This is a genomic window from Providencia sp. PROV201, from assembly GCF_028479545.1.
In the GTDB taxonomy this organism is placed as follows: domain Bacteria; phylum Pseudomonadota; class Gammaproteobacteria; order Enterobacterales; family Enterobacteriaceae; genus Providencia; species Providencia huaxiensis.
Genome location: NZ_JAMPNW010000006.1, coordinates 1 through 23,469, shown reverse-complemented (window position 1 = coordinate 23,469; position 23,469 = coordinate 1). Strand labels below are relative to the sequence as shown.

The 23,469-nt window shown below is 36.9% G+C and carries 21 protein-coding genes and 2 pseudogenes; 12 read left to right on the top strand and 11 right to left on the bottom strand.

The features are described from left to right. Positions 1-3: 3 nt before the first annotated feature. The 5 genes from PR809_RS06725 to PR809_RS06705 all read right to left on the bottom strand — a co-directional run bounded on the left by PR809_RS06725 (position 4) and on the right by PR809_RS06705 (position 6,153). Positions 4-408, bottom strand: coding sequence for a type III secretion system protein (locus tag PR809_RS06725; RefSeq protein WP_102138757.1), 405 nt, complete (start codon positions 406-408; stop codon positions 4-6). A gap of 97 nt (positions 409-505) precedes the next feature. Continuing rightward, the gene (locus PR809_RS06720) at positions 506-2,572 is read right to left on the bottom strand and encodes an EscV/YscV/HrcV family type III secretion system export apparatus protein (RefSeq protein ID WP_166266104.1); all 2,067 of its coding nucleotides are present in this window, start codon (positions 2,570-2,572) and stop codon (positions 506-508) included. Between the two features lie 20 nt (positions 2,573-2,592). Then, positions 2,593-3,690, bottom strand: a complete 1,098-nt coding sequence (gene sctW, locus PR809_RS06715; protein ID WP_206276896.1) for a type III secretion system gatekeeper subunit SctW — start codon at positions 3,688-3,690, stop codon at positions 2,593-2,595. Further along, complete coding sequence (gene sctC, locus PR809_RS06710; RefSeq protein WP_206276897.1) at positions 3,681-5,384, bottom strand: type III secretion system outer membrane ring subunit SctC; 1,704 nt, start codon at positions 5,382-5,384, stop codon at positions 3,681-3,683. The genes sctW and sctC overlap by 10 nt, the downstream gene beginning before the upstream one ends. After that, positions 5,374-6,153 carry a helix-turn-helix domain-containing protein gene (locus PR809_RS06705; protein ID WP_231068073.1) on the bottom strand — a complete coding sequence of 260 codons (780 nt, stop codon included), beginning with the start codon at positions 6,151-6,153 and terminating at the stop codon, positions 5,374-5,376. The genes sctC and PR809_RS06705 overlap by 11 nt, the downstream gene beginning before the upstream one ends. Before the next feature lie 225 nt (positions 6,154-6,378). Between PR809_RS06705 and PR809_RS06700 the strand changes: the two genes are divergently transcribed. The 9 genes from PR809_RS06700 to PR809_RS06660 all read left to right on the top strand — a co-directional run bounded on the left by PR809_RS06700 (position 6,379) and on the right by PR809_RS06660 (position 11,896). After that, positions 6,379-7,587, top strand: coding sequence for a PrgH/EprH family type III secretion apparatus protein (locus PR809_RS06700; protein WP_210848616.1), 1,209 nt, complete (start codon positions 6,379-6,381; stop codon positions 7,585-7,587). Between the two features lie 49 nt (positions 7,588-7,636). Continuing rightward, positions 7,637-7,942 (top strand): EscF/YscF/HrpA family type III secretion system needle major subunit, encoded by a 306-nt coding sequence (locus PR809_RS06695; protein ID WP_166266119.1) that lies wholly within the window; start codon positions 7,637-7,639, stop codon positions 7,940-7,942. A 52-nt stretch (positions 7,943-7,994) separates the two neighbouring features. Further along, positions 7,995-8,291: a type III secretion system inner rod subunit SctI gene (sctI, locus tag PR809_RS06690; protein ID WP_206276703.1), complete on the top strand. Its 297-nt coding sequence runs from the start codon at positions 7,995-7,997 to the stop codon at positions 8,289-8,291. Between the two features lie 3 nt (positions 8,292-8,294). Further along, positions 8,295-9,044 carry a type III secretion system inner membrane ring lipoprotein SctJ gene (gene sctJ, locus PR809_RS06685; RefSeq protein ID WP_166266122.1) on the top strand — a complete coding sequence of 250 codons (750 nt, stop codon included), beginning with the start codon at positions 8,295-8,297 and terminating at the stop codon, positions 9,042-9,044. After that, complete coding sequence (locus PR809_RS06680) at positions 9,028-9,585, top strand: hypothetical protein (protein ID WP_102138748.1); 558 nt, start codon at positions 9,028-9,030, stop codon at positions 9,583-9,585. Before sctJ ends, PR809_RS06680 begins: the two co-directional genes overlap by 17 nt. Then, entirely contained in the window at positions 9,557-10,207 is a 651-nt protein-coding gene (locus PR809_RS06675; RefSeq protein ID WP_206276704.1) for a hypothetical protein, read from the top strand. The genes PR809_RS06680 and PR809_RS06675 overlap by 29 nt, the downstream gene beginning before the upstream one ends. After that, positions 10,197-10,676 (top strand): hypothetical protein, encoded by a 480-nt coding sequence (locus tag PR809_RS06670; RefSeq protein WP_102138746.1) that lies wholly within the window; start codon positions 10,197-10,199, stop codon positions 10,674-10,676. The genes PR809_RS06675 and PR809_RS06670 overlap by 11 nt, the downstream gene beginning before the upstream one ends. A gap of 318 nt (positions 10,677-10,994) precedes the next feature. After that, entirely contained in the window at positions 10,995-11,423 is a 429-nt protein-coding gene (locus PR809_RS06665) for a winged helix-turn-helix domain-containing protein (RefSeq protein WP_166266229.1), read from the top strand. A gap of 26 nt (positions 11,424-11,449) precedes the next feature. After that, positions 11,450-11,896, top strand: coding sequence for a YbaY family lipoprotein (locus PR809_RS06660; protein ID WP_102138745.1), 447 nt, complete (start codon positions 11,450-11,452; stop codon positions 11,894-11,896). A gap of 16 nt (positions 11,897-11,912) precedes the next feature. Here PR809_RS06660 and PR809_RS06655 read toward each other — a convergent pair whose 3' ends face one another. After that, on the bottom strand, positions 11,913-12,374 hold the full coding sequence (locus PR809_RS06655) for a MarR family winged helix-turn-helix transcriptional regulator (protein ID WP_166266128.1): 462 nt from the start codon (positions 12,372-12,374) through the stop codon (positions 11,913-11,915). A gap of 108 nt (positions 12,375-12,482) precedes the next feature. Here PR809_RS06655 and PR809_RS06650 point away from each other — a divergent pair, with 108 nt between their 5' ends. Then, a complete protein-coding gene (locus PR809_RS06650; RefSeq protein WP_102138743.1) occupies positions 12,483-14,303 on the top strand; it encodes an FUSC family protein in 1,821 nt (606 codons plus the stop codon). A gap of 47 nt (positions 14,304-14,350) precedes the next feature. Here PR809_RS06650 and norR read toward each other — a convergent pair. After that, positions 14,351-15,864, bottom strand: a pseudogene (gene norR / locus PR809_RS06645) (nitric oxide reductase transcriptional regulator NorR). A gap of 180 nt (positions 15,865-16,044) precedes the next feature. On the opposite strand from norR, the pseudogene norV reads away from it, so the two are divergent. Next, positions 16,045-17,241 (top strand): annotated as a pseudogene (gene norV, locus PR809_RS06640) (anaerobic nitric oxide reductase flavorubredoxin); the annotation flags it as partial. Positions 17,242-17,300: 59 nt separating this feature from the next. Continuing rightward, entirely contained in the window at positions 17,301-17,963 is a 663-nt protein-coding gene (ytfE, locus tag PR809_RS06635) for an iron-sulfur cluster repair protein YtfE (RefSeq protein ID WP_102138741.1), read from the top strand. A 70-nt stretch (positions 17,964-18,033) separates the two neighbouring features. On the opposite strand, the gene PR809_RS06630 is transcribed toward ytfE, so the two are convergent. From PR809_RS06630 to PR809_RS06615, 4 genes are all read right to left on the bottom strand, one after another. Continuing rightward, positions 18,034-19,404, bottom strand: a complete 1,371-nt coding sequence (locus PR809_RS06630) for a class-II fumarase/aspartase family protein (RefSeq protein WP_102138740.1) — start codon at positions 19,402-19,404, stop codon at positions 18,034-18,036. 14 nt (positions 19,405-19,418) lie between these two features. Beyond that, complete coding sequence (locus tag PR809_RS06625; protein WP_102138739.1) at positions 19,419-20,975, bottom strand: PTS transporter subunit EIIC; 1,557 nt, start codon at positions 20,973-20,975, stop codon at positions 19,419-19,421. A 183-nt stretch (positions 20,976-21,158) separates the two neighbouring features. Beyond that, positions 21,159-21,899, bottom strand: coding sequence for a MurR/RpiR family transcriptional regulator (locus PR809_RS06620; protein WP_102138738.1), 741 nt, complete (start codon positions 21,897-21,899; stop codon positions 21,159-21,161). Between the two features lie 297 nt (positions 21,900-22,196). Continuing rightward, entirely contained in the window at positions 22,197-23,303 is a 1,107-nt protein-coding gene (locus tag PR809_RS06615; protein WP_206276706.1) for a fimbria/pilus outer membrane usher protein, read from the bottom strand. Positions 23,304-23,469 lie beyond the last annotated feature (166 nt).

The following is a 23,469-nucleotide window of genomic DNA, read 5'->3' as shown; positions in this document are numbered from 1 at the left end:
GGATTACGATAGCTGAGCACTAAGCTCATTTGCACGCTCAAAGAATTCTTCAAAACTATCTGCAAATAATTGTATATTATTTAAGGCTGATTCTTTTAAAACCGCAGAAAGAACATAAGCATCATTCACAATGTTCAATGCAGGTTGGCCTGGATAAAAATTATTTGGTGGGTATTCTAATAATGATTTTAATAAGAAGGAGCTAGTTGCATCTAAATGGCTATAGTTACAGTTTCCTAAACTACACCAAATAATAATATCGTCTGTAGATAGGTCAATATTAATTTCAGCAAAACCATTCATTTCAAACTGAATGTTAGAATGACAATCTAACTGAGAGTTAACTAGGTCGCTACGTCCCATAGTGTTTAAAAATTCATTAAGCATTTCTATAAATCTATATTTCATTGGGTGATCCTTATATTTTTAATATATTTTAATTATTCAATATTTTTAGTTATATTGAATTCAGTTGCTTTATTTGTTAATAACGTCAATTTTTTGATTATATGGTTTTAACCACATTGACCTTGACCATCTCAGAAACTTCATTAAAAGAAAGTACTTCTAACTCAGGAAAACGACCTTCTAAGATTTTTTTGACAAAACGACGAATGTCAACAGGCACTAAAATATTTACATCTCTGACTGATAGGTAACTGTTTTCTAAAGCGAGTTCCGCAGCTTGTATCAACTCATTGGTTTTTTCAGGCTCAAGATGTAAATACATGCCACCTGAAGCCTGCCTGATCCCTTGACGTATCGTGTCTTCTAGCTGTGAGTTAATCATGAGGACATTCAAGCGCCCATCTACAGAAAAACGAGATGAAATATAACGCGCCATTGAACTTCTTACATGTTCGACTAACATCAAACTATCTTTTTCTTTTGGTACCCACTGCACTAAGGTTTCAATAATCAATTTCATATTACGAACTGATATTTTTTCCATTAATAAGCGTTGAAAAACTTCGGTGACTTTTTGTACCGTAGCATGGCGATAACACTCTTTTAGTAATTCAGGGTATTTTCTCTCAAGGTCATCAAGTAAATTTTTCGTTTCTTGAATACCAAAAAATTCATTAATAAATCTCAACAGCAAGGTACTGACACAATCAATAGCCTCTGTTACGTCATCACGAGCCATTAAACCGAGCTGTTCAATATTCGTGAGGTCTTTTTGTTCAAACCACGTGCTCACTGAGCCATATTCATCCGTAAACTTTGTCAATGTCATACCAAGATATTCAGGTTCATCATTGATAGTCAATAAACGATATCCATGAAAATAGATATCATATTCTCCTGCTTTGATTTCATTAATTAGTATCACTATTTTATTTTCAGGGATTATTGGTGAGTAATTAACAGCAATATCCGGTATCCTATATCCATAACGAATAAAAATATCTTTTTTCATTCTGGATAGAAATTTATTTTGCTCTAAATGTTGTTTATATTTTTGATTAACCGAAATAATAATTGGTAATGTTTCTGGAATATATTCATCTTCAATATCACTATTTTCTCTTTGAGTTTCACCTTCCGTCACATCTGGATTAATGATTTCAGCTTCACCCTTAACTGTTTTTTGCTTATCTTTTTGCTTTTTAAAATATCTGAAAGCAAATAACCCAATAAGAAGCCCTGATAACAGTAAAAATATAATGGTTGGGAAACCTGGTAAAAACCCCATGGAAAGTACAATAAGTGCTGTAATTAAAATCGTAAAGTCATTCGCAAATAGCTCCGAAACAATATTTTCACCTAAGTTCTTATCATTACCCCCCACTCGAGTGACAATAAAACCCGCACTGATAGAAATAAGTAGTGCAGGTATTTGTGCGACTAAACCATCACCAATCGTTAACAACGAAAAAGTATTCAGAGCAGTTGAAACATCCATTCCCTGCTGAGCTGTACCAACAGATATCCCACCAATTAAATTAACAAAAATGATGATAATACCCGCGATCGCATCCCCTTTAATGAATTTCATCGCACCATCGAAAGAACCAAATAGCTGGCTCTCTTTTTCGAGATCGCCTCGCTTCTCTTTAACTCCCGCCTCATCAATCATACCCGCCCGTAGGTCGGCATCAATACTCATTTGCTTTCCAGGCATTGCATCAAGGGAAAAGCGTGCAGCGACTTCAGCAATACGTTCAGACCCTTTAGTAATAACAATGAACTGTACAATGGTGACAATCGCAAATACCACCATACCAACGACTAAATTATCTTGAATAACAAATTCACCAAACGTTGCGATAATATCCCCAGCATCGGCTTCTAATAAAATTAAGCGGCTAGTACTAATTGATAAAGCAAGTCGAAATAGCGTACTAATAAGTAAAATAGATGGAAACGACTGAAAATTTAGGATCCGAGTGATATAAAAAGAACTCATAAAAATCAGTACTGAGATCATAATATTTAAGCCGATCAATAAATCGACCAATATTGTGGGTAATGGAATAATCAACATCGCAATAACCATAACCATGATGATTAATACCATTAGCTCTGGACGATTACGGACTTGTAATAAAAATCCGGTTATATTTTTCATGGAGTAATTTTCCTGTCGCACTATGGCTGTCGGTGTAGTATTTGCTCTTGCACCATAATTTGGTCCATGAGTATTTTTAATTGTTCGATACATTGCTCTCTTGCTTCCATTGACCTAAATACAGTCGTAGGAATAACTGTAAAAGCCAGCAATAAGAGTTGTAAAAATCTGCCGCGCATATCTGAAGTCATGACTTTTAGCTCCTCAGAAATAAAAGTTATGACTGCTGTTTCAAAACCAACTTGGCTACGAATACCATGGGTAAATAATTGACTCAGCTCTTTTGCAAGTTTTGATTTATTTGAGTTTTCATTGAGCCGAAAAAAGCCGGATTGAAAGAATTGCTGGCAGAACACATAATCTAATGATTGCAGTTCTCGTAATCGGCCTATGCGATTAAAAAAAACACTAAATGCACTAATATTTAAATCACCCAAAGGTAACGTTTGTAAATCACAAGCAAGGGCACGACCAAGGTAACGCATTATATTTTCACGCTCTTGGATATCCATTTCTTCTACCCATTGTTCATATAAATAAACAACCGGCCCGTCATAACTGATAAATTCACGATATACCGTACGTAAATCACCAGAACTTAACTTAAATTTCTTAGCAAATGCTTTTGCGATTAATGCAATATTAATACCAGCTTGAGCACTCCGTTTAGTGTCTTCTGCCTGTAGTAATTCCACTAAAGCTTCAAGGTTATCAATTTGTTCTTTTTTTAATTTTTTCCGATTGATTAATGCGGCAAGAAGCATTAACAGGTCACTCGGGTCAGTAAAAAATTGTAGTAAAAATGCTCGTAACTGTTTTGGGGTCATTAACTGTTTATTAAGTAACCCTTCTATATGCAATACTTTGTCATCCGCATCTTTATCTAAGATGCGTTCAGAAAATTGCATCCACTCTTCTTCACTGCCCTTTTTAGAACTTCCTCGACGCACATGGCTTGCAGCCAACATCGACATTGATGCATATTCACTGGAGCTATCAATAACACCCGCGCCACGAGCTACTTCATCAGAGTCATCATTACTACTCACTGGTGTACGACTTTTGTTTTGAGTGTTAACTGAAAAACGGTTATTAAAACTCAGTGGGGTTATTGCCATGACTCACTCATGTATTGTTGAAGGAATTGAACAGTACCGTGCAGCTGACTATCATGGTTGCTGATCCGCGTCTTTTCGGAAAATTGTCGCCCATCCCATCCTTCATTTTCATCCAATAAACGCGGTTGGATTAGAAATAAACGAACCATCTTCTGCTGATTAGTTGATGAATGGCTAAATAATCCTCCCACATAAGGAAGATCGCTTAAAAAAGGAATTTTACTTTCATTTTCAACATATTGTTCACGTGTATAACCGCCAATAAGCAAACTACTGTCTTTCGCAATACGCGCAACTGTGTTAATGCTAGTTCGGTTAACGGCAGGTAACCCTTCTACGCTGGATGTTTTACCCATGCTGTCGCGATTTTCTGCGCCATCTTCAATATTGACTTCCATTTCAACGTTATTACCCGCAGAAATACGTGGCATCACACTCACCATGGTGCCATAAGTAACTTGTTCAAGAGTCGCAATGCGTTCACCTTGTAATTTGGCGTAAAAACTGGTGTTGTTATCAAATAAAGCGGGGATATTTTCTTGGGTTAATAGCACTGGACGAGAAACAATGTGTCCGTTACCTGTCTTATTTAATGCATCAATCTGTAATAGGAATTGCTGGCTGTTCGATAATGTACTGCGATTAAATGATACTGACCCCGTTCCCGTATTAAATGTGCCAACTTCCCAATTCACACCTAAATTATCTAATTCAGATCGCGTAATATCAATAATCCATAATGACAGCTCCACTTGGCGGCGACGCATATCCAATGTATTCACCAGCTGTCGAACATAACGAATTTGTTCTTGGCTTCCTTTAACAATCAAACTATTACTGTCAGGATGTGCCACCAGAGAAAATGCACTATTAGTGGACCTTTTCGTTACCAACTGGGACTTATTCGCAGAAGGTAGTGAGTCACCAATTGGCGCGTCCATCAATTCATCAATTGAATCGCCTGTTGAGTTAATAGCTACCGATGGAGGCTGGATAGTTAACGTTTCATCAATTGCGGCCCCATTTTTAAATAAGTTATTAATCACATTCAGCAAGCCGGGGATCGTAATATTTTGTCCACGTAATGAATAACTTCTATCAGTTACGGAGGCGTGCTTTAGTGGAATAACCGCAACTTCACCACTAGACAATTCCTCTTTCCTAATTTGTTCCGCAAGGTATAAAGAAGCCGCTTTAATTAATTCAATATACAAGGGGGGCCCAGAAACAAATAATAACCTTTCTCCTTCTTGTGAACGTACAGGAAAACGTGAGTCATAAATGCCGTTTCGTTGAATATAATTAAGCAGCTGATTGCTGCTGACATTATTCGTTGGAATAATCGCGCTACGCATTTCGCTATTATCGTAGACATAGATACTAGCACCATCGTCATACCACACTAGCGCAATTCTCCGAGCTAACGCTTTAAACATTTCATCTGCATTAGCCAAATTAAAATTACCCGTTACTTTTTTTTGAGAAGCTAATTTACTAAGAATAATCGGTTTATTTAAACGCTCAGCGACTGCATCAAACACCTTACCTACCGCAATGTTATTTGCGACAAATGTATCGTGATTTCTTGACTGCGTGACTGGCTCAGCCACAATAACTTCTGCTTGTGCCGAATAGTAATTCATACTCAGTAAAAATAGTGTTAACCCTAACACTCGATTTTTTTTACTGCTCATATAATGTTGCTCCAATGTGCCTAATTTCTGATGGAGTTAGACCTAACTCTTTTTTAATATCATTAGTAAAATGAGATGCTGAGCAATAACCAGCTTCCAGCCCTACATCTAATATTGAGTCATCACTTTCTATTAGCTGTAGAATTGCATTAGCCATACGAACACTCATAATTTTTCGCTTTGCCGTTTTATTAAAGTTTTCTCGATAAAGCTGCCTAAAATAAGAGGCTGATATACCATAACGCACACATAACTGATTAATATTGGCATTCTTGTCATCTTGAGCAGAAGTAAGAAGAAATCGCATCATGCCATAGGCTTCATATCGTCTTAATATTTCACACCAATTATCAAATACAGGATGATTTCTAATAATCAAATCAATAACTATATTTTTAATCGAGATATTTAATGAAAAATCTTCAGGTAATACAATAAATTCGTTTTGGCAACTTTCATCCGTTTTTAGTTTCTCTTTTTTAGAGAGAAATGCTTGCCCTGTCGCTGTGTCAATAATTGCTAAAATTTCAACTAATTCTGACAAATCCATTTTGTACACATACCAATGTGATTTATCTATTGACTCCCACTCATTCTCTTGGCAGATAAATATAGACTGATTTTCGATTGAAATATTTAAATTTGAATATAGAGATTTATAAAAAAAAGGCGTTGCATTCTTATTGGGTATAGCCAAGACCAATTTATCCTGCAAAGAAAAGCAACAGCCTCTACTTTCTAATAATGTAGCAATATCTTTGTTTGACATTATATAGGCCTTATTAACGTAATTTTGTGTACACAGAATGAGCGATAAATAAGAATACCTCAAGGGAATACTCTGGAATCCTTCATACTTTTCATTTCAAATTAAAGGTGTGAATGAATAAGAACAATTCAACTGACAAAATAAATATTTCTTGTTTTACTTGCAGCCAATAACGACCCAATAAATCCATAACTAGAATGAAATTAATTCCATGAGATTATTTTTATGAGTGATACAAATAGCCAAACATGCATAATAAAGATTGCTAGTGGCCCTATGACTGGCCAAGAATTAATGGTTAATACAGATAACAATCTTATTATCATTGGTGACGGCTTAGAATACAAAACTGACATCAATGATGATGGATTTACAACTTACCAAATCCCTAGCGATGGTATTGCTTGTGAATTTTCAATTATTACAGCGAATCAACATACTGAAAGTGGTATGGCAATTCGGCTAAATGATAATGGGTTAAGTACTGAAATCCCTATCATTCTTCAGCAATTACTTTTGGCTGATATATTTCCTATTGCAATAAAAATCCAAGATACCGATTGGCAAAGCCCCCAAACGCTTGAAGACGTATTAATCTCGGAAGTGAAAGATCCATTACCTATCATCGAATCTAAAATAAAAAAATCGACCAAGGAAAAACAAAGTTTTTTTAATAAACAAACGATGTTGGTCTTTTTCTTTACTTTATTTTCAATATTTATTGCTTACGTTACTTTCCAATATATTCCTACCCAAAATGCTGAGAAAAAAGTAAAAGCATTAGAATACATACTTCAAGGTAGCCATTATCCTATTACTGTAACTCAAAGTGTAAATAACGAAAGCCTCATTGTAGTCAAAACACAAAGAGATGCTGATTGGAGTATGCAACGCCTAGTCAAAGCTAAATACAATGAAAAATTCTCAATTAAAATAATAAATAAACTCGAAAAAGAAATTGAAAACAAAATCATTGAAGTATTTCCAGACACATTAAAAATAGATCTTAGTAATCCCTGCAACCCTAAAATAACCACTATAGCTAATAATATATCAACTGATACAGAGGAGAAAATAGACAAACTATTATCTAGCTACTTCCACTGCTACATTAAAAGTGAAATAAAACAGGTTATTTTTGGTGAATTATTACAAAAAGCAGAGTTGGGATTAACAGAAAGTAATGTTCAATGGCGTAAAATCACTAAAGATAATAAAGTTATCTTTATAATAAAAGACAGTTTAGATGACAACCAAACTGCCTCGCTGATTAACTTTACGAATTCATTTTATAAACAATGGGGAGAAAACCATATCCAATTCTCCATTTCCCTTGCAAATAATACTCTTGTGGGAAAATCATTTGTCACCAATGCCAATGGTTATATTTTACTAGGAAACAATCATTGGTTTTTAAATTCAATCAGTTTTTAACTTAACAAAATATTAATTAGTATAACTTTACAGATAAAGAGGAAACAAAATGGCAGATATAATTCCAGGCTTAGATAATGGCCGTTGGGCAAGCTCCAATTTAGAAATCGAAGGAAAAGATAAAAATGGCTTGGGTATGATCTATCGTACCTCAGCGAGTATTAGTGATAAAGCTAAACAGTTCGGAGATGAATTGAACACAATCCTTTCCTCAACAAGTTTAGAAGTCGATAACCCATTAGTATTGGCAAAAATCACCGCCATGAGTGGTAACTATAATATGGCACGCCAATTACAGAGTAACTTTATGAAATCAATTAAAGATACTGACCAAGCCATTATTCGTAACGTTTAATTTTTAAGAGCATTATTTAATATAATGCTCTGTTTTATTTAGGAAATAATTTATGTTAGCTATTACACCACATTTACTGCTTACCACCCCAACAGAAACAACATCCGTTCTCCCATCATCTCTTCCGATTGAAGACAAAGTCAAAAAGCTATTTGCTGAATACACCGCAACCGCCAGCCAAGAAAAAAAAGCATTAACTGAAAATGTAAATAATATTGATCCAAGTAACCCAACTCAATTACTACAATTTCAAAATCGTGTCGGTAATTACAGCCTGACGATGAACATGATTAGTACACTGACGCATAAAAGTGTCTCTGCGATTGATACAGTCTTAAAAGCCCAATAAACCATGAATATTTTAAAGAAATTTATCTTGATTGGGTTTATTAGCTTCTTAGTAGGTTGTGATAACCAGTTATTACTCAGTCAGTTAAGCCAACGACAAAGTAACGAAGTATTAGCCATACTACAAGAGCATGGTGTTGAGGCTACGCGTAAACAAGATAATAAAAGTGGGGATTCCATTCGCGTTCAACCTAGTGATTTTGTTATTGCAGTAGATTTACTGCGTCAATATAACTTACCATCAAAAGAACCAATAGAAATCATTCAAGCATTCCCCGGTGATTCTTTGGTGGCATCGCCACAAGCAGAACGTACTCGTTTACTTTCTTTAATTGAACAACGCCTTGAGCAATCACTGCTCACCATTCCCGATATTATTAATGCTCGAGTTCATGTCAGTTATCCATTGAATGGTAATAATCCGACCAAGCAAATACAAAATGTATCTAGCTTGGTTACCTATTCTGGAAGTGAAGATCCTCAGATGATGATGCATAAAATTAAACTGTTTCTAACAAACAGTTTTGCTGAAGCAAATTACGATAATGTCTCCGTTGTCGTCGTCAACCGGCCACCATTGCAATATCAAATTAAATCAGAACCGGAATATACTTTTAATCCAATCATAATCAGCTCAATTATCGCTGCGATTATCATTCTGTTGACTATTTTACTATTACTGTGGCGCCAGCTAAGTAACAAAAAACCGGCAACTAATCTAGTGGAGAAACCTGCTGATGACAGCGCTGAATAACCTACTCATTGCACAAGGAAACATTTTCCTCGCCCCAGGCTGCTATTTCCATAGCGAATTTAATGGGGTCGGATATAACGACTTTCCTCCTTTACTGCAACGTAAACATAACCAGCAATTGATTCTGCAATACTCATTGCCTTTACCCAATGAGAAAACCCCCTTATTACCCAAAATATTATCTGAACATTGGGCTTTACTACCGGAGGTGGCGTTAGGCTTAGGGGTTCTGTTACACGCCGAACCTCTCCCTTGGTGGGTTGAACTTTCCAAATACCGTGTATTACATACACGATTAAGTCGCCCACTTTGGCAGTCAGAAAATCAACCCACGACTTCACCACAGGTATTAACGGCCCTTGGAGCACAACAATTATTGATGTGTTTAGCCCCCTTTGGCGCCGCTTACACTCTTCGAGCTAAATATATGTTTAGTCTTGAAACTCAGCAACTTATACCTTCATCCGTAAAAACGATGCTACCTTGGAATACTATTGAAGAAACATGTCGATATGTCAGAGAAAACACCCCCAAATGTTAAACAGACGATGTCTGAGAAAGTCTTGATCAAATACCAAGCATTGAGTGCCGATAAATACCACAAAACTATCACTCAATATGCTCAAAAAAAGGCAAGTGAACATTACCAACAAGCAGAACAACAGCAAGAAGCGCTCTACCAGACGGCTTATCAACAAGGCTATAACGACGGTATCAAACAATTATTAACGGATTTTATTAATGCGATAGAGACCAGTGAAATTAAGTACCAAGAAAATACCAGTCAAAGCAAAGAGCAGCTGATGAAAATATTGAATGATATTTTTGGTGATAACCATCTACAAGAGGCGGTTGCAGCTTATTTTAAAAAGCAATACGCAAAAATAGCCAATACTACATTACACCTACCTGCGAAAATGCAAGCTCGTATTGCCAAAAGTGGTTCTGATATGAAAATTTCAACCACTGCTGATAACACAATTGCCTTAGAGGTTGATAATAAAATTACCTATTTCTCCCCTATTACTGCCTCTAAAAATATTATTCCTCATGTATTTTCTGTTCCAACACAATGCAACATTTTAAAAATGCATAGAAAGGCCTATCAAAACTTGATAGCAACAATAAATTCAATACAGGAAGAACACAAAGATGCTGACTGATCTACAAGCTAAGGTTATCACTCCTCAACACAATGAATCTCAAATTCATCCTGAGAATACTCAAAGTAAAATGAATTCATTATGGCAAGGAAAAAACATGGAACGCCAAAACACGTATCAATCCAGTGAAAAAATAGATCTATCCCCTAAAGAAATAAATAAAATTAACAAATTTATTGATGAGCTTAAATCAAAAGGGGATGACAAAATATTTTTTTCTCATGTATTTAAGACTATGATTACATTGGGTAAAGATGAAAAACAAAACTTTATTGCGGGTGTTAGCCAAACATTACAGTCATCAAGTGATCCTGAACTCTCCTCACTGAATAAAAAATTTAAGCGCTCACTCAACCATTATATGTCTATCAGTTTGATGAGTATTCCTCTTAACAACCAAATTCGTCATAATATGACTAATATTAGTTTAGAAGGGAATGATGATGAGGAAGACGAATTACTAATCTGATAATCAGCTCCCCTACCATTCTCATCTTACATTTATTATCCCTCGACTAATATTTATAGGTTTAGTGTATTTTATTAATATTCTAAGCCTATTTATTTGGTAAAAATAAGAAAATATAAAAAATACAAATAAAAATTGATATATACAACCTCCGAATATAGTTTAAATTCACCTCATCAAAACATATGAGTCCAATATCAAAAAACGATTTTATTTTTTAAATATCTTATCCAGCTTCGCTTTTTGTATTGACATATATTTCATCGATAATCAGGATAGATATAAATTATGACCGATTTATCAACAGTACAAAATTTTATGAATAATATTGACTATAATGAAAAGGAATCAATGATCCTCTTATCTGGGAATGTCGTATATGACCCACTGAAACGAACTCTCTCTCGTGAAAAAAATGTCGTTAACCTTTCCGAAAATGAATCATGCCTGCTTAAATTATTATTAATAAAAACAAATAGCAAAAGAGAAGTCATGTATGAAATCTGGGAAAAAAGAGGCACGATCGTGACTGAAAGTAGTTATTACAAGCTTGTCAGGCAACTGCGACAATCCTTTAAAAAAGTCGACCTTGATGAAAATTTAATTATGACTTTACCTCGTATTGGTATTTTATACACCGGAGAAAAATCAGAAATGCCGATACTCTCTAAATATGACACAAAAAAAAATATTTATTCCTATATACGATATTTCCTTCAAAAAATGTTTATTCGTTCATCACTATAATTAAATTTTGCTAAAGAGAAATTTTAATGTTAAATATTAACTCCGTTCTATCAAAAAAACATTTTTTTTCATTATTCATAATTTTTATGACCTTCATGCTATCTGCTTGCAGTAATACTTTAATGAATTACTTTACTCATACCCCCACTTACCATATCAGTGGTAATATTTATTCACACTCTTACGATATTCCTGAAAATGCTATAGTTACGCTGTCATTGACCTCAATACAACAAAATGAAAACAGTGCAAAGTCTAATCTGGATTACAGTTTCAAAACACAAAGCACAGGACGTAGTATCGCATTTACAGTCACTCTTCCTGAAGAATTTCAATCCAAACGATATACCTTAGGAATGAGTGCACGAATTGAAAAAGATGGTGAATTAATCATGATGAGTAATAAACTCAGCCCCATACCTGAGAATTTATCTGAAGTAGTATTACTTCCTGTGTCCACGATTCAGCCATAACGTTGGTTACTCAACCTCACTCAGTTGGTTCTTCTAATAAACGCGGAAAATCTGCCACTGAGCTTTCAATGGCTCGCTTTGCCAAACTGTCTAATGCGTTAAATAACTGCTCAGCCTCCAGCTCTGGCAAGTCTGCTGATAAATAATCATTCCACTTATCTAGTTTACAATTTAGCTCATTCACAATCGTTCTGCCGAGGGGGGTCAACGAAACATGATAAACCCGTTTATCGACTAAGCTATTCGTTTTAGCAACCCACTCCTTAGCTAAAAATTTGCTCACACCTCGAGTTGTTACTGATTTATCCACAACCATCGCTTTGGTGATTTGCTCTAGGGTTGATGCATCATTTTGATGAATATGTAAAATCATCAAACACTCAATTGCATTGATACCGTAAGGCTCTCCCATCCATTTCATATAATGGTGAGCTGCCCGGCTAATCACCCCAAATACTCGAGCCTGTTCTGTACGCATAACGCCTCTTTAGTTGATTTTATCAACCAATTAGTGAATAATCACACTGACTTTAGTTGATTTTATCAACTAAATACCTTTTTAACACGCCAAATTCACTCATATTCTATGTCACAAATAATAAGTTTACTGAATTTCTTGGGATTTAACCCAGCACGCTTTCGCTTTGCTGCTATTACTGCTTGTGCATCAATTGCCGCGTTGTTTATCGCGCAATACTTAGAGTTGGTTCATCCTCAATGGGCAGCCATGACTGTCTGGGCTTCTGCCCAACCTTGGCGTGAAAATTTACTGGAAAAAAGTTGGTGGCGTTTTGCAGGAACGGTCTTTGGTGTACTTGCCGGCGTCGTTTTGATTCAACTTCACCTTATTCACCCATTACTATTTATTATAGGGCTCGCGAGTTGGTTAGGTATTTGCAGTGGTATTGGCCAATTACAAAAGGGCTTTGTCGCTTATGGCACTTTTCTAGCGGGTTACTCCGCTGTGATGGTGAGCATGTTGAGCGTTCACATTACTGACAATTTATTTATGGTCGCTTGGGATCGGCTATGGACGATTTTGGTTGGCGTTCTCTCAGCCGTGATTTTCAATTTTCTTTTTACGCCTAAGCGTGAGCAAGATAATGTCATTACTCTTAAAAATCAAACCAATACGCTCTTCTTCCAAATATTACATGACTCACTCGAGAAAAAGCGCCCAATTAAGCAACACGAGATCGACCACCTTTGGCAAACCATGGCAAGCTATGAAGAAATTTTAGAAACTCACCGTATTGGTTGGCGTTATCACCGTAAACAAGTCGCTAAAGCGCGTCAAAAACTCATGTTTCAGAGCCAAATATTATTACACTTAGATAAATACCAACCTATTGCTCCTTTCTATTTTCCTGCGCAAGAGCCAACAGATACTCAATGGAAACACATTTTGTCATTGTGTCCTAATGGGGTACTTAAAATGCTGTTAGTCCCGCTTTACTATGCTACTTTTGGTAAATCAATCAAGAAGATAAATAAAACCGACAAATTAAAACTCCATCAAGATAAAATTTCAGCGTGGCATGCCTTCTCTCGTTCTTTTATGGCTATCGCTGTAGTTGGCTTGTTATGGCTATGGACGCAGTGGCAAGTATTGGCTTATCTTACTCTCGGTCTTTCGGTAATGTTGGCTCTATTCGCCTCCCTCGATTACCCCGCTAAATTCATGAAAAATATTTTCACAGGCCAATTGTTTGGTGCTATTGCTGCGTTAATCTGTACATGGTACTTATGGCCTTTTGCCTCTTCATCATGGCAGATGACCTTTTTCATTGTTCCAGTGATTATTAGCGGTGTTGTTATTTTTTCCTATAACCGCCTAATTTTAATTGCTTTTGACTATATTATGGTTTCTTTAATTTTACTCCAACCAAGCTATCCTTTTTCTCTGTCACTCCCTCAAAGTATAGGTAATGCCATTGCAATAGTTTCAGGCCCATTAGTTGCAATGGCTGCTTTCGCGTGGATTTATCCAACCAACCCAACCAAACGTTACCAGCAATTAATTTATCTATCTGAGCAGCAATTTAAATTAGGGGTAACGGCTTTAATTCAAGGAAATAAACCTTCCACAACGCAATTTATGCACCGTTTATTTAGTGGATTATTGCTAGCAAAAAAAGCAAATCTCCCTCACTCGCCTATATTTGATTTTTTTATAACTCGACAAAGTATTTGGTTGTATCTACTTATTTTGCACAAGCAATTTGCACACCACGCATCAAAGAAAAGAGCCCTTATTGCGCTTGAAAAACGTATTCAACAAAACCACGTTGATTTAAAGAAAATCTCTATATTATTTCGGCATTTACAGCGTAACGAAAATGATAACAAGGAACTTGAACAGCTTAAAAAATATGTAAAACTCTATATGGAAAAGAAACATTGCTAATAAGATAAGTATTCATGAGTACTCCTGATAAAACAGGTATTAATGTTTTATTTCAGACCTAACCGTTTAGCTAGTCGATGTAAGTTAGCAATATCTAAAGATAATTCTCTAGCACACGCAGACCAATTATGGTGGCTTTTTTCCAGTACCTGTGTAATAAGCGTACGCTGAAAGTCATCCGTTGCTTCACGTAAGTTTTTAGTTAGCGATACGGCTTTTTGTGATGCTTCCGTTAATTCATGTTTATTATCATCAAAAATAAAATATTGAGGCTGTAAGATAATTTCACCCGTATCACTTGAAGCACGAGCAAGAACAATGGCACGATGAATCGCATGCTCCAATTCACGCACATTGCCTGGCCATGAATAGTTGAGTAAGTACCGTTGTAATGATGAATTCAGTACCACACGGGATAAACTAAAACGCTGACGATATTGCTCACAAAAATACCCCGCTAATAAAATAATATCGTCTCCGCGCTCCTTTAATGGAGGAACAAATAGAGGAAATACGCTTAAACGATGAAATAAATCGGCCCTAAACCGACCTTCTAACACTTCTTCGCGTAGATCACGGTTAGTTGCCGCTAACACACGGACATTAACACGCAAACTACGGTCATCACCGACTCGTTGAATATCACCATATTGCAATACTCGCAGTAATTTTGCCTGTAACGCTAATGAGAGCTCACCGATTTCATCTAAAAATAAGGTACCATTATCCGCCATTTCAAATTTACCACTACGGTGGCTAATTGCCCCAGTGAAAGCACCTTTAACATGGCCAAATAATTCACTTTCCGCCACACTTTCAGGTAATGCCGCGCAGTTTAAATAAATAAGAGGGTGAGCCGCTCGAAGGGATTTCTCATGGATAGATTTAACAACTAACTCTTTTCCTGTTCCCGTTTCCCCGCCAACCAGAACATTTAATTCTGACGCTGCAACAATATCAATTTCCTTTTTTAATTGCTGCATACGAAGAGATAAACCAATAATTTCAGTTTCTCCTGAAGGTTTAAATAGTACGGGGTTATTCGGCAATATATTTTGGTTTTCAAGCTGTTCAATAAGCAATGCATTATTTAATGCACCTGCGGCTAATGCGGCAATTAATCTAAGTGACTCATCACTAAATGCATCAAATTGATCAGGCTCCATGCCATCTAATGTTAATGCGCCGATAAGATTTTGCCCCGCATATAAGGGTAAGCCGACACAAGCATGAACTTTTAGGTGCTGATGATGAGGAATTAACCCATCATATGGGTCAGGGAGCTGGCTATCAGCGGGAAAACGCACAACATCACCGGCTCTTGCAATGGCCTCTAGCCGGGGTGCCCCGCCAAAGAGAAGCGGCGACCTAAAACATCAGCCATTAATCCGTCTATTGCTAAAGGAATAAATTGGCCTGATTCATAGCGTAATAACGCACAAGCATCGCACCCCAATGATTGCCTTAGCGTGGTAATCAAACGCTGAAAACGATCTGAATGCCCCATACCATCTTGTAATTCTATTGCAATCTTTGCTAGTGCCTCAACAGAAAAGCCCATGCCCATTCCTCATAGTCAATTTGACAACAATTATAGTCTTAATGACCATGATTAACATAGTCATTATGACCATAGATTATAATGATTTATTTTAATTTAATTAAAAATCAATATATTAAATATTGGCATGAATATTGATTATGTCTTCTTATACTTTAAAAAATACAGGACAAAATTAATATGGCGATTCATGTAAAAAATAACATTCATTGGGTGGGGCAACGTGATTGGGAAGTACGTGATTTTCATGGAACAGAATATAAAACGTTAAAGGGAAGTAGTTATAATAGCTATTTAATCCGTGAAGAAAAAAATGTCCTCATTGATACTGTCGATCATAAATTTAGCCGTGAGTTTGTTGAAAATTTACGCTCACAGATTGATTTAAGTGATATTGACTACATCGTCATTAACCACGCTGAAGAAGATCACGCTGGCGCATTAACTGAATTAATGCGCTTTATTCCGAATACCCCAATCTATTGCACCGCCAATGCCATTGACTCAATTAATGGTCACCACCACCATCCTGAATGGAATTTCAAGATCGTTAAAACAGGGGATACACTCGATATAGGTAATAATAAGCAATTGATCTTCATTGAAACGCCAATGCTACATTGGCCTGATAGCATGATGAGTTATCTTACTGAAGATGCAGTACTTTTCAGTAATGATGCTTTCGGGCAGCACTATTGTGATGAGCGATTATTTAATGATGAAGTCGACCAAAATGAGTTATTCGAACAATGCCAACGATATTACGCGAATATTCTTACCCCATTTAGCCGCTTAGTAACTCCAAAAATAAATGAAATTTTAGGCTTTAACCTACCCGTCGATATGATAGCGACATCTCACGGAGTTGTATGGCGTGATAATCCAAATCAAATCATTGAATTGTATTTGAAATGGGCAGCAGATTACCAAGAAGATCGCATCACTATTTTCTACGATACCATGTCAAATAATACCCGTTTAATGGCAGATGCGATCGCTCAAGGCATCAATGAAGCCGACCCTAATGTCGCAGTTAAAATATTTAACGTTGCACGCAGTGATAAAAACGACATTATTACTCATGTTTTTCGCTCCAAAGCGGCTTTGGTCGGTACCTCAACCATGAATAATGTCATGATGCCCAAAATAGCAGGTATGCTTGAAGAAATTACAGGCTTACGTTTTTTAAATAAAAAAGCCGCTGCTTTCGGAAGTTTTGGTTGGAATGGTGGCGCCGTTGACCGTGTTCAAACACGTTTGATGGATGCCGGTTTTGATACCGCATTATCTTTAAAAGCAAAATGGAAGCCTGATTCAAAAACATTGGATGACTGCCGTGAATATGGGCGCAATATTGCTCGTCAATGGGCACTATCTGCATAAATTTATTTAGAAAAAAGCGTCAGAATTTTATGATTTTTTAGAGGATAACTCATATGCAATTTAGAGATAAAACACTTGGGCAACTCGCATTATCTATTCCTAGAGCCTCATCGTTGTTCCGTCAATATAATATGGATTACTGCTGCGGTGGAAAACAAACACTCAGCCGAAGTGCAGAAAAATTAAACTTAGACATTGACCAGCTAGAAAGTCAATTACTTGAGTTATCAACAGAAACCTTAGAGAAAGATTGGCGAGAAGCGCCACTCAGTGACATTATTGATTTCATTATTGTTCGTTATCATGATAGGCACAGAGAGCAATTACCTGAACTTATTCTACAAGCACAAAAGGTTGAACGAGTTCATGCAAACAAACCAACCGTACCAACAGGGCTATCAAAATACTTAGAAGCATTACTGGAAGAATTGACTAGCCATATGATGAAAGAAGAACGTGTTTTGTTTCCTATGATAAAAAACGGAATGGGCAAAAACGCAGCCGGCCCAATCAGCGTTATGGAACAAGAACACGATGATGCAGGTGATATATTAGAGGCAATTAAAGGTATTACCAATAATGTTACACCGCCACCAGAAGCCTGCACCACCTGGCGTGTACTATATAATGGTATCAATGAATTGATTGATGATTTGATGAATCACATTAACCTAGAAAATAATTTATTATTCCCAAGAGCACTCGCTGGCAAATAAATAAACAAGGGGCTATCTATATAATAGACAGCCCCTTGTTTTAAACATTTTTAATAGATACTAAAAATACCTATTTGTACTGTTGTTTAATTTCTTGTGCCGTGGTTAGTCCACGTTTTGCTTCTTTTTCTGCAATTTCAACGGATAGCCCGATATAAGATCTCGGGTCAAGCATTGCCTTAATTTCTTCATGGCTGAATGCCGCTGATATCACACTGTTTTTGGTTAAATTAGTATAGAAATCTTCCCCATCCGCAGCCGTTTTAATGGCTTCTTCATACAGGAGGGAATGCGCTTTATCTTTACCCAATTTTTCCGCCATCTTCATCATGACATACTCGGTATTATCTAACCCTTTGTTTCTCAATACATTATGAAGCATTCTCTCTTCATGTGGCACAATCGTCCTCGAAAGCTCCTCGGTTCTTAATAAAATTTCCGTGGTCAATTCCAAAGCTTCTTCGATTAACCCATCAAATAACATATAAGAACTGCTATCACCTTCATAAGGCCTTACAGCGGAATACATACCAACACTCGGTAAGGAATATAATTTCTGCGAGTTAGCAATAATTCCTTTAGCCAATTTTGGATTTATTTTATGGGGCATAGTGCTACTACCCACAGTTCCTTTGGTAAATCCTTCAGAGACCTCTGCAATTTCTTCTAACGTTGTGCTATAGACTTCTTCACCAATTTTATGACAAATATTCGCCATCAACGCTAAATTTGCCATATATTCAAGCTTATGTGTGCTCAAGTTTCTGGATGGCACTTCCATGGCTTCCATCCCAACCAGTTCAGCGACACGTTTTTGTACTGCCATACCAACACCAGGCATTGAGTTAAATGCACCAACTGCACCACCCATCATGATAGTGAAAACGCGTTTTTCACACTCTTTCATGCGTTGATAGCAATCAATGAAATCGCTGATCCACACCGAAACTTTATAGCCGTAGGTGATAGGGATGGCATGACGTCCATGAGTTCTTCCCGGCATCACCATATGTTTAGTTCTTTCGGCTAAACCTGCTAAGTTTTCGATGATTTCACCCAGTAACAACATAAATTTATGGTGTACAGTTTTCATCATATAGAGCTGTGAACTTTGCTGAATATTTTGCGTGGTAATTCCATAATGGATATATTTACCGCTTTCTTCAGAACACGCATTCACTAAAACTTTCAAGAAAGGTACAAAGCCATGGCCTATTTTTTGGTAAATACGGCTCATTTCTTCAAAATCGATATTTTCGATTACGGCCTTTTCTTTAATTTCATCTGCCGCTGATTGAGGAATAAATCCCAGTTCCGCTTGAGCTTGAGCCAACATGGATTCAAACATTAACCAAGTAGAATATTTTGCCTCATCAGACAATAAGTTTTTAATTCCACGGTCATCAATAGTTTTACTTTTAGAATCGTATAATGCTCTCATTTCGTATCCCTTCTTTATTTCTTCATTGCTTCATCAACAGCATTGCGAACGAACTCAACCTTCGGTCCATATACAACATGGACGTGGTTTGCCGATGGAAAGAAGAATGCGGTACATCCTGATTCCAACATTAAATCTTTATCAATTTGGTTCACTTCTCCGACATCAATACGCATACGGGTAATACAGTTATCTACGTTACGAATGTTTTGTTTGCCGCCTAACGCTTGGACTAAAATTTCTGCAATTTCACCATAACGTTTTTCTTTAATTAAGGTATTTTTCAGATTGCTCGATTCTTCGCGACCTGGTGTTTTTATATCAAACTTAATAATGGCCCAGTAGAAAATAAAGTAAGTGACGACAGCTAAACAGCTACCGATAATAACCAAGAAGATCCAGTTAGTATTTTCGTACAGTAAACCAAAAATAGTGAAATCAAATACGGTTCCACGAATATAACCAATACCGACCTCAGCTAAAGAAAGTAATACCGCACCGATACCAACAATAATGGCGTAAATTAAGTACAGTAATGGCGCAATAAATACGAAAGTAAACTCGAGTGGCTCCGTGACGTTACCAAGCATGGCTGTTAATACCATGGTAACCAGCATGGATTTCACTTCTGCGCGGTTTTCTTTCTTCGATGTTTTATAAATAGCAAGGGCAATTGCAGGGAATAGGAATAGTGTGACTAACATTTGTTGCTGTGCCATAAAGCGAGTCAAACTTGGCATCATCGCCCAATATTCACTATCCGGGCCTTGGTTAAATAGCACCTCAGTTAATGCAGGAACAACACCAACAAAGGTTTGTCCGTCAATAACATAAGTACCACCCGCTTCAGTAAATCTAAATAAAACGTTCCATACATGGTGTAAACCAAATGGAATAAATAAACGTTCACCACCTGCGGTAAAAAATGGCCCTACAGGACTTAAAAATACTGAAGAGAGTTTCATTAAACCTTGGACCAATACTTCCCAAATAAATGGTAATAACGCCCCCACCCCAATCATTAATCCTATCATTATAATAGAAACGGATTTTTTCCCGGAAAAGAAAGCAAATGCGGTAGGTAGTTCAAGGTTATAAAACTTATCCGTCGCCCAGGCCGCAATCAAACCGGTAATAATTCCCCCTGCGGCACTGATATTTAAGGTTTGTATACCAAGAACTTTAATTTGCCCCACTTGGCCCATCATTGCAGGGTCTGCAAGCTTACCAGTAAGCACTAACCAAATGTTCATGGTGATGATCAGCGATAAATAGCCGACAACCGACGCGAAGACGGCAATCCCCTTATCTCGATGACTCATACCATAGGCCACCCCCATTGCAAACAGCAAGGGAATATTATCGAAAATTACACCTGCAATTGAACGAATGCTGACAAGTAATGCGTTAACCGTTTCATTACCGAGAAAAGGAAAACGTGCAATCATATAAGTTTGCACTAACGCACCACTGATACCCAATATCATACCTATCGGTGCTAATACACCGATAGGAAGGAGTAATGTTCTCCCAAAGCGTTGAATTGACTCACCAAACTTTCTTCTGGCCATACTATTTCCTTATGACTTCTATTATTAGAATTAAGGGCATACTAGCTTGGGGGTTTTATAAAAGAAATGATGTCGCGGTTTTAAAAATTATCTTAGGTCAGAAATTATGACCTAAGTCATTTATTATAGCGCATTAATGAATGAATCTAACAATAAAAATAGATCAAATAATAAAACAATAATTTAAAGTAGATTTTCTAATTCATTGATAAGTAAATCAACTAATATAAAAAATCCGATTCTGGATTTTGTATCATCCCGTTTGGTATCAAAATTATCAGCAAAACAAAACAGAGTATTATCTGTATAACTGGTTAATTCATTAGTATTAAACGCAGTCATACTAATGATATTTGCCCCTTTTAATTGCACAATTTTTGCTGTTTCAATGATTTTTTTAGTACCGCCAGACAGTGAGATAAAAATGACAGTATCATCTTTGCTAACTAGCCGTGTGAAGGAATCAGATAAGTTGTAGTCATTAATGAAAAAGCAATGCAGGCCTAATGCAAATAACAAATGCTCAAGGTAATAACCAACCGCTTTACTCGTTCCTCTTGCCACAATAAAAATATTTCTCGATTTATGCAATATTTTAGCGCAATCATTAATTTGCGCTTCATTAATTAATGTAAAACTTTTATTAATGTTTTTTTCGAGCTGTTTCTTATATGATGAGGGAAGTGTTTTTTCGGTTTTATTTTTCGTTAAAATATAATTATTAATCTGAAATTTAAGCTCTTTAAATCCACTAAAGCCTAGTTTTTGAGATAAGTTAATGATAACTGTTTTAGACACGAAGGTTTTAGCAACGAGTTCATTAATATTTAAGTAGGGGATGTCCGCAATATTATCGGTCAGGTATTTTAAGACTTTTTTTTCACTAATAGTTAAATTGTCGTAGTTTTTTAAAAAATCTAACATATCCCCTCCAATGAACTTACCCAGCCTATAAACGATTATTTTTTATGATAATAAAGTTAATACAGCCATTCAATTGGTTGATTATACGTCAAATTATTATTCTGCGCTGAGTTTAAGAAGAAATTTTGTGAAATGCTAAAGATACTTATCACGAAAGGTGACTTCGATGAGATCTGCGCTCATCCACTTTAAGTGAGTGAGCGCTTGTATATTGCCGCGATAGCTGCCTGCTTTGATTGTTTCAAAATGGTCGTTGTGACCGTTTTATGAAGGGTCGAAACGGAACCGAGTCATCCCCTAGCGCCCTGTAGAAACCTCATAATTGTACGAGCCTTGGCGCTCCATCATCGGCAGTGAGGAATAGGCTTGGGTAAAGACCGTTTGTTTGCCATCTTCTTCTTCCACCGTCACTTCCATGTCCCCCGCCAACCCGCTGGCAGGGATATCACGAATAATAAAACGGCCCGGTGCTACGAACGTTTGGTAAACCACGCTGCCGTTTTGGCGCACGGTGACAGTGGCATTGGTGTTAGCAAACCCTTCCACCACAGGGGCAAACCCTTGCATACTGCTGGGGTCGAGTTGAGGGTTGGATTTCAGCGTTGCCCCTTTCATGGGAATGGAGTCAAAAATATTGCCTCCCGTTGAAATCTCACCGGCACGCAAGGTGGATTTAATCGCGTTAATGGTGCGATAAACATAAGTATTAGTGAAGTTGGAATCGCTGTTGCTTGAGTTTCCGCTACTTTTACTGTAGTTGTACAGGTAGCTGGTCCTCAGGCGCCATGCACCGACGTTGATCCCCGCGTTTAAGTTAGCGAATAGAGAATCACTGGTACTAGATTGTTGGTGATGTTGAGCTAACTGACGGTTATTACTGTAGTTAAAGACGTAGTCCATCACTAATGCGGTCACGCCGTCATCACGCAATTCTGGTGGCACATAACCCGCGAAGTTAGGCACCATGGCAATTTGTGGCACGGATAAATTCACAGTCAATGTTTGGGCATCGAACGTGGTAGTTGCATCAGCAATATAGTCAGACAGTTTTTCGATCTTAGCCTCTTCGCCAAGATCTCTTAATTTAGGTAATGCAGAGGTATTCACCCCCAGTTTTTTTAGCTCACCTACGGTAAATACAGGGATAATTTGGCCATCGGGCTGTTTATCAAATGCAATATTGAATTCCCCAGAAGGGATCAAATTGACATTGACCATGACATCGTATTCGCCGGGGGTTAAGGTGTTGCTACTGGCGAAGTCATTTAAATCGAGTAGAGAAACATCAATCCCGCTCCCATGCATTAATAAGCCAGGGTCAAAATATGATTCGGCATGCGAGAAAGAGGGTGCCATTGCATAGCAGCAAAAAAAAATCTCTAATGCAATTATATTTAATTTCATCCCTTTCACTGCATCACCTTTTGTTATTTATTGTTGTGAGTTATTTTTCAACCGGAATATATTTTATTAACGCAGTAGCCCAATGTTACTAGTTGAAGAGGAGTTAATATTATTTTAACGTTGTCATTTCTATTAAAATAATTTGGCTCATTTAAAATAATCAAAT

Excerpts from the sequence above, each read along its gene's own strand:
- PR809_RS06630 (WP_102138740.1), bottom strand. The coding sequence starts at position 19,404 with ATGAGAGCATTATACGATTCTAAAAGTAAAACTATTGATGACCGTGGA.
- PR809_RS06700 (WP_210848616.1), top strand. The coding sequence starts at position 6,379 with ATGAGTGATACAAATAGCCAAACATGCATAATAAAGATTGCTAGTGGC.
- PR809_RS06615 (WP_206276706.1), bottom strand. The coding sequence starts at position 23,303 with ATGAAATTAAATATAATTGCATTAGAGATTTTTTTTTGCTGCTATGCA.
- PR809_RS06670 (WP_102138746.1), top strand. The coding sequence starts at position 10,197 with ATGCTGACTGATCTACAAGCTAAGGTTATCACTCCTCAACACAATGAA.
- ytfE (WP_102138741.1), top strand. The coding sequence starts at position 17,301 with ATGCAATTTAGAGATAAAACACTTGGGCAACTCGCATTATCTATTCCT.
- PR809_RS06680 (WP_102138748.1), top strand. The coding sequence starts at position 9,028 with ATGACAGCGCTGAATAACCTACTCATTGCACAAGGAAACATTTTCCTC.
- PR809_RS06725 (WP_102138757.1), bottom strand. The coding sequence starts at position 408 with ATGAAATATAGATTTATAGAAATGCTTAATGAATTTTTAAACACTATG.
- PR809_RS06695 (WP_166266119.1), top strand. The coding sequence starts at position 7,637 with ATGGCAGATATAATTCCAGGCTTAGATAATGGCCGTTGGGCAAGCTCC.
- PR809_RS06705 (WP_231068073.1), bottom strand. The coding sequence starts at position 6,153 with ATGTCAAACAAAGATATTGCTACATTATTAGAAAGTAGAGGCTGTTGC.
- sctC (WP_206276897.1), bottom strand. The coding sequence starts at position 5,384 with ATGAGCAGTAAAAAAAATCGAGTGTTAGGGTTAACACTATTTTTACTG.
- sctW (WP_206276896.1), bottom strand. The coding sequence starts at position 3,690 with ATGGCAATAACCCCACTGAGTTTTAATAACCGTTTTTCAGTTAACACT.
- PR809_RS06625 (WP_102138739.1), bottom strand. The coding sequence starts at position 20,975 with ATGGCCAGAAGAAAGTTTGGTGAGTCAATTCAACGCTTTGGGAGAACA.
- PR809_RS06720 (WP_166266104.1), bottom strand. The coding sequence starts at position 2,572 with ATGAAAAATATAACCGGATTTTTATTACAAGTCCGTAATCGTCCAGAG.
- PR809_RS06650 (WP_102138743.1), top strand. The coding sequence starts at position 12,483 with ATGTCACAAATAATAAGTTTACTGAATTTCTTGGGATTTAACCCAGCA.
- PR809_RS06675 (WP_206276704.1), top strand. The coding sequence starts at position 9,557 with ATGTCAGAGAAAACACCCCCAAATGTTAAACAGACGATGTCTGAGAAA.
- PR809_RS06620 (WP_102138738.1), bottom strand. The coding sequence starts at position 21,899 with ATGTTAGATTTTTTAAAAAACTACGACAATTTAACTATTAGTGAAAAA.
- PR809_RS06665 (WP_166266229.1), top strand. The coding sequence starts at position 10,995 with ATGAATAATATTGACTATAATGAAAAGGAATCAATGATCCTCTTATCT.
- PR809_RS06655 (WP_166266128.1), bottom strand. The coding sequence starts at position 12,374 with ATGCGTACAGAACAGGCTCGAGTATTTGGGGTGATTAGCCGGGCAGCT.
- PR809_RS06660 (WP_102138745.1), top strand. The coding sequence starts at position 11,450 with ATGTTAAATATTAACTCCGTTCTATCAAAAAAACATTTTTTTTCATTA.
- sctJ (WP_166266122.1), top strand. The coding sequence starts at position 8,295 with ATGAATATTTTAAAGAAATTTATCTTGATTGGGTTTATTAGCTTCTTA.
- sctI (WP_206276703.1), top strand. The coding sequence starts at position 7,995 with ATGTTAGCTATTACACCACATTTACTGCTTACCACCCCAACAGAAACA.